We start from the raw sequence: 6,057 nt of genomic DNA, 5'->3' as shown, positions 1-6,057 counted from the left end.
CATAATGGAACTGGCTGATTGTAATGGTTTCAGCCAGTTTCGGACATTCCAGACCGTTTGGGTACTGGGATGTTCTTTTTTAGAGACTTTCACCAGTTAGAGATGAACTTCGCACTGTCCAGCTATATAATTAAAGTTAGCTTGTAATGGATAATAGTCTATCTAACGAACTAAAGCTGGAAGTTTTCTGTCAACTTGCTGGCACCTAATGACATCTGGAGACTAAAGCTATCTTCATAGTCTCCCACGAAGTAATACTGAATGTAGTTATCTTGACGACGTGACTGCACTGCAAAAAAATCATTACCCACTTCGTCTAAACCCGACAGGGTTATGCCGGTTGGCATATAAGGTTGCTGTAGGGAATACGTTCTGGCTAGAACTAATAAGCGTCCATCTTGCCGGGGCAGCACCGCCACCATCAACGCTAGAGGATGCACTTCTAATTTGAGCCCTTGGTCGAGTATCCGCCAAACCCCGGTGGCTGGATATTCAGGCTCTAGCATCCAGAGCAGTTCTGCGGCTTTAACCTGGATTGTTGCATCCAGAGTGTTTTGAACCAGATGAACAAGCGCTTCAATCGCTGCAAATTCTGAAATATCTTTTTCTCCTCTGACAATTTGAGCTATTAGAGGATGAACAACTTTTTCAGACGCAGCTCCAGATTGTTGACTGTAGAGTTGCTGAATTCGGTGCCTGAGCCCTTCCCCCTCTAAAGACGAGCGGTATTGTTCACTGTAGAGCCGACTAATTCGTTGCGCCAGCTCATTGTTCTGAGTAAATGAGCGATGACGAAAGGTTGGTCTCAGATTGTCAATGGGTGGTTGTGCAATTTCTGTCAGGGTTCTCCACGCTTCGGATACCTTTCCCTGTAGCCAGTCGCTCAAAACAGTAACAAGGGTAGGAGTATCTTCAATCACGTCGACCAACTCATCCAACGGATGAAGATAGCTGAGAGGTAACTGTTCAATCGACACTTCCGTTACGAATCCTAGTAAGTCTGCTCTAGTCCCGTTATCGTTTATCTGCACAATGACAAAGCCCAGGCGATCTTCCCACACCTCTTCTGGAATATAAACCCTGGATTCTCCTGGATGCACCGAACGACATTCAATGCACCTGCGTGTTTCAGGAATGTACAAATCGGCCATATCAGCAACTAATTGCACAGCTGGATTGAAGCTATAGGAGGCCTCTAAATCTGAGTCAATATCAAGCATTTTCAGATATTGAGCTGTCGCCAGCACCGCTAGTGTATTGCGATAGACTCGCGTGGCTTCTTCGTCGGTAACCTGTAGGCGAGCTATGCGTTCAGCCTGTTCTCGATCAGCAGTAGTCAATGGAACAAAAAGAGAAAGTAAGTCGGTTGAGCTGGTCATGGTTTTAAGATTGGGAGTACAAAAGAGTTCAGCAGCTTTGATTAGGCATAGCTTCCATCGGGAAAAGCCTGCTTCAAGTGACGAATACATTGGTTTGTGAAATGACAGCGAACCGTACTTTCTGGAACATTAAGCTCCGTAGCGGTCATTTCCCACTTAGGAACATCACTAAACTCAAACTTATCCTGACGCTCGACCAACCGAGGTAACCGCATGAGAATCAGGGTGTAGCAGTTCACCTCACTACGATTTCGGAGGCAACACTGACGTAGCTCTGAGTGCTTCTCTTCTGCCCACTGTCGAATCCGGTTGATGAGATTGCGCGTTAAAGAAATGTCGGGAGTTACGCCTGGCAAATTCGGCAAGTCGAATTCTATTTCGTCACTTTCACTCGTAATCTGAACAGACTGGTTTGAGCAATGCTCTTCACCATAACCGTCGTTGAGAGGGACCTCCCGACCTCCTTTTCCTCCCCAATCTTTTGTCACATCAAGTATTCGCTTTTTTAGTATGAAATTAAACCAGTTGGTTACACTTCCTTTCTTAGAGTCATACTCTTTAAATTTATTGAGAATCTCGTTCATCGCAATCTGCTTAGCTTCTTCATAAATTGCAGGATCTGTATTTCCTCCACCTCGCCAGATTTTTGGTGAGCGTGCCAGAGTTTCTACCACTAGCCAACGATTCAACCATTGAACGAAGGTTAGATTTGAGGGATCAAATTGACTGAGTTTACGAGGCAGCAAAATCATCACTGCTTGATAAGCCTCAGCGTAGGGTTCGGCATCGATGCTAATCCCCTGCCAGAATTTATCGGACTGCTGAGCAAGACTTAAAATTCGAGTAACAAGCTTACGCTGCTGACAGCGATCAGCAGTATGGAACTTTTCTATGAGTTCGTGCAATTGACTCTGAATGAGGGCTACACACATGAAGTTAAGGGGGTTATAGATAAGGGAAAACTACTGGAAAGAATCTTGAGTATTAAGCCTTTCTCACGGCTGATTCAACAGCAGCGGTTGTCTTGTGTATCATCATTAAGCATTAAGACGAGTTCCAGCATTTCTGACAGGACCTAAGTCATTTTCATCGGCACGGACATAAATAGAATCTGTTACGTCCATCAAAGGAGACTGATCTTTTTGAGGGACATTTCCTCCAAGCAGCTTGAGCAAGCAGGCAGCGAGCAAGGTAGCATAAACAAAGAAGGACAGCTTGTTGTGCATTTTTCAATCCCACGACGTCAAATGGTTATCGAGGGATTGAGATAAGCGCAGCTTGAAAAAACTTAATGTTTGACTTGAGCAGACTGGTCGCTACGGGGCCAGCATAGTTCGCAGTAGGTGCCCCGAGTCGGCAAAGCCCCACGCTGAAACTGGCCATTCAGTCGTTTAGCTAACTTGAGCGATTGCTGGGTACCCCAGCCGCTACCAGATTTTTGTAAAAAAAATGACGATTTGGAGGGCGTGGTAAACGATTGAGGCATTGAATGGCCATTGTCTTCTATTCGAATAAGGTTGATCTGCTCTGTACTTTTGCAAACTACGCTCAGTCTGGTGGGAGCTTTAGCATGTTTACCAACATTGCAAAGAGCTTCTTCTAAAAACTGACAGAGGTCGCGGCGGTCTTTGTGAGAAAGGCCGGCAGTATCTAATGGGTCGAATGAGGGCATTTTGAGCTTCAAGCTCTGAAATCCGGGAAAGTCTCGCGTCAGGGTTTGGTTGTAAACCCCAAACAGTACCTCATTCAAGGGGTCTTCTAAATTCAGGTTGGTGTCGCCGATCACGAAGGTGGCTGGTGTGTGTACCTTATGAAGGATCTCTAAACGGCTGTCCAGAGCACGCAGGTCCTGCTCGATCTGTTGAATCTTGGGAAAAACTTGCTCCAGGCTGCAGCCGCTGCCGGCTAGTTTTGACAATACCGCTAGTTCCTGCAGTGGACCATTATGGATGGTGGTGTAGGCCTCTTGAATCACCTGCTGCCGCTCATCAATGCGAGCCCGCATTGTCTGGTCGTACAGGTAAAAGCCAGAAAGCACTAGCCCATTGATACCAAACACAATCAGCGGTGGCACCACAGGAATCCACCAACTCCATAGCCACAGCAAACTAAAGCTGCCTAAAATCAGCGCACTGCCCAAGACTATTATCGCTAAGACATAGCGCCTAGGAGAAGCAAGGTGGTGCACCAGCCACACCCCTAAACCGCCCCACACCAGAATCCAACCATATTCCAGAACTTCGGGCCAAACTCGAATGGGAGGACGATTTTTCAGTGCTCGATCAAGCAACTGGCTAACGCCATGGGCATGCATTTCTACCCCATACATAAAACCAGGCAGATCAGTCGTGACGGCTGCTGTTGGGAATAAATCTTGGACGCTTGGAGCGATGACACCAATTAAGACAACGCGATCTCGAATCCAGTCAGGATCAAATTCCTCTGCCAGCACTGCCTGCATAGATAGGCGCCGAAAGGGTGGTCTTCCCGTCTGTGGATTCAGCAGCACTCGATGGCCACCATTTTCGACATTGACATAAGCTCCAGAATTTGACTGCAGCCGAGTCAGTTTAGCGTCCCCAATCCGAATATTAAGACTGTCCCCAGATGAAACTTCCGTGTCTATATTTTCTGCCTCCAAATAGGCAATAGCTAATCTGAGAGATAAGGAAACCTCTAGTTTACTGGCTTCATCATCTATCCACGTTAGTAGCAAACGACGGGTGAATCCATCTTTATCTTGCGGTATCGTCGCAAAGCCAACCTGTTCGACTGATAACTCCGGAGGTGGATTGACGGCAGCAGAACCGATACCGTTAATGCCAAAGATATTTGGAACCTGCTCGAACGCTTCAACTAGCTGCTGATAACCAGGCTCTACGGGGGAGTCTCGAAAAAGATCCATCCCAATCGCTCGAGGTTGATACTGGCCTAGTGTCTGTAAAAGCTCCGCTAATGCCCGATCTGGAATCGAATTTCCGTAGCGTTGAAAATCTTCTTCTTCAATCGCAATGACAACGACACGCTCATCTATGGAAGCTGCAGGTCGTAGCCTCAGAAAGGTATCAAACGCCCACCATTCGAACCCTTGCAATAATCCTAAGGAGCGGGTTAAGCAGACAACCCCGATCACGATCATGCCTAGAACATAGGAGCCTAGCGATACCGAAGCCGTCTTTTCTTTAAGGGTCTGAAGGAAAGTACTCATAAGGTAGATGCTTAGATAGACAAATTACGTCAGTCAGTCAATCAGTCCTACTTGGCGAGCTCGAATAGCGGTCTGCATCCGGATATTGATACCAGGTGATGGATAGACACCTAGTGCATCTTGGGCTTTAGTCCAGTAATGTCGAACCCCTCGCTCACTCACATGCAGACGTTCAGCAATAGCTTTATCGGTCAGCGCTTCTTGAAACGCGAGTTGGAGTACCTGAATCCACTCGATCCGCATTTCCAAACCATTTCGAATCTCTGGAGGAGTATAAACCACACCCTTGAGTGCCCAGGCTACTTTTGTCAACATCTCTTCTATTGGTAAGTTTTTGTCGATAACAGTGAAACCGCCTAAATGTCTGTCTATTGAAGGCTTCACCCTGGTCAGCGCTTCTACTTTGGCACTCTGAACAACAATGTTTAAGCTCTGAAAGTTTTGAAAAATATGTCGTAGGAGATCAATTCCAATTTCAAGAGTGGGGACTTCATTTATTTGTTCTGGAACTGCGAGATCTAAGATTGCGACATCGAATAAATTTCGCTCTAACAAGCCAAGTGCATCGTGTGTTGTTGCTGCTGTTTGTATCTTTGCTTTAGGGTAGACACTTTGTAGAGGACCGACAGTTCCACTCAGGATTGCCGCATGATCATCGACAATCAGAATGTTATGGCCTATCTGGTTTGAAGAGGAAAATTTCATAAAGCAAGCTGAGGATTGAAAATTGGTTGATCTTATAGATATTTTCCTACAAAGAAGGTGCATGGCTTTATGCGTATAACGAAATTCGGAACTTTGTTGAATTCACCTTCTCTATGAACCGACATTCCGCACTTCCAACTGGCACACTCAGGTATTAAATTTGAAACCTTCTCTGGAAAAGGGTTTGACCGCAATTTAGTTCAGGTGAACTATTTTCTGTAGATTCTCAATAGGTTTAGCTTATTGAGAATTCAACACTTCTTAGGATGCTGTGATCTACTGGCCTCGTTATTAATGTTTTGATGTGCCAGTTAAAGGGCGGAATGTGGGTATGAAGCCTAGTAGTAAAGAAATTAGAGGTCTGTAAGCCTGTGTAAGTAAGCCTTAGTTCTTAGTGAAGACGACTTTTGACTAAACATCAGGTTTATACCTGAAGAGCAAATTGCACTTTTCTGCCAATTTTGGTGGTACTAAGTAGATACTCGCGGTTCGCTGATTTTATTTAGTGGTTCAACGAAATATGGAAACACTACAGGTAGTGTACAACTGATGAAATTTGATCTGTAGTTGGCTGGGCAGCCATGAGGAAAATCGAATTTCATAACTTTCTTTTTTTGTCAAGACGCTGGCAACCTATTCAGCAATTATAAATTCAAAATGTAATATTTGATACAGACGCGCGTGCCCAGTAAATGGGTTTTAAGAAATAGTTGAAACCTAGCGTGTGGGTCGGGTGCATCTCTATGGAAAATATCGGCATCAGCC

5 protein-coding genes are annotated in these 6,057 nt (G+C 45.4%); all 5 read right to left on the bottom strand.

Going from position 1 to position 6,057, the window contains the following annotated elements; translation table 11 throughout:
• Positions 1-170: 170 nt before the first annotated feature.
• Positions 171-1,379 carry a DUF1822 family protein gene (locus VB741_RS25820; protein ID WP_323368102.1) on the bottom strand — a complete coding sequence of 403 codons (1,209 nt, stop codon included), beginning with the start codon at positions 1,377-1,379 and terminating at the stop codon, positions 171-173.
• Between the two features lie 41 nt (positions 1,380-1,420).
• Positions 1,421-2,311 (bottom strand): hypothetical protein, encoded by an 891-nt coding sequence (locus VB741_RS25815; protein WP_323368101.1) that lies wholly within the window; start codon positions 2,309-2,311, stop codon positions 1,421-1,423.
• Between the two features lie 105 nt (positions 2,312-2,416).
• Complete coding sequence (locus VB741_RS25810; RefSeq protein ID WP_323368100.1) at positions 2,417-2,605, bottom strand: hypothetical protein; 189 nt, start codon at positions 2,603-2,605, stop codon at positions 2,417-2,419.
• Positions 2,606-2,667: 62 nt separating this feature from the next.
• Positions 2,668-4,587, bottom strand: a complete 1,920-nt coding sequence (locus VB741_RS25805; protein WP_323368099.1) for a sensor histidine kinase — start codon at positions 4,585-4,587, stop codon at positions 2,668-2,670.
• Positions 4,588-4,620: 33 nt separating this feature from the next.
• Positions 4,621-5,292 (bottom strand): response regulator transcription factor, encoded by a 672-nt coding sequence (locus VB741_RS25800; protein ID WP_323368098.1) that lies wholly within the window; start codon positions 5,290-5,292, stop codon positions 4,621-4,623.
• Positions 5,293-6,057: the final 765 nt, after the last annotated feature.

It is taken from the genome of Leptothoe sp. PORK10 BA2, assembly GCF_034932105.1.
In the GTDB taxonomy this organism is placed as follows: domain Bacteria; phylum Cyanobacteriota; class Cyanobacteriia; order Phormidesmidales; family Phormidesmidaceae; genus Leptothoe.
The sequence above is the reverse complement of the archived record's forward strand: the minus strand, read 5'-3'. Positions and strand labels throughout refer to the sequence as shown.